This window comes from Zoogloea sp. (assembly GCF_023150065.1).
Lineage (GTDB): Bacteria > Pseudomonadota > Gammaproteobacteria > Burkholderiales > Rhodocyclaceae > Zoogloea.
This window is the reverse complement of record NZ_JAKLLN010000250.1, coordinates 255-508: the sequence shown is the minus strand read 5'-3', so window position 1 is coordinate 508 and position 254 is coordinate 255. Positions and strand designations below refer to the sequence as shown.

The 254-nt window shown below is 67.3% G+C and carries 1 protein-coding gene; it reads left to right on the top strand.

Annotated features, from left to right (window positions below):
* On the top strand, positions 1-254 hold a 254-nt coding region (locus L6Q67_RS24530), incomplete at both ends, for a TonB-dependent receptor (protein WP_296576445.1).

Below are 254 nucleotides of genomic sequence, written 5' to 3'. Positions count from 1 at the left end.
ACCAGTCTCGAACTCGGCCTGAAGCGGGGCGGCGCCGGCCTGCGGTACCAGCTTGCCGCCTTCTATACGCGCATCGACGACTACATCGCCGGCCGTGTCACCGGGGCCGTGCATCCGCAGAACGGCCTGCCCTTCAAGCTCACCGAGAACCTCGACAAGGTCACGATCTACGGCATCGAGGGCAGCGCCAGCATGCCGGTCGGCGCCTTCGTCGCCGACGCGGGCTTCACCTGGCTGCGCGGCGAGAACCATAA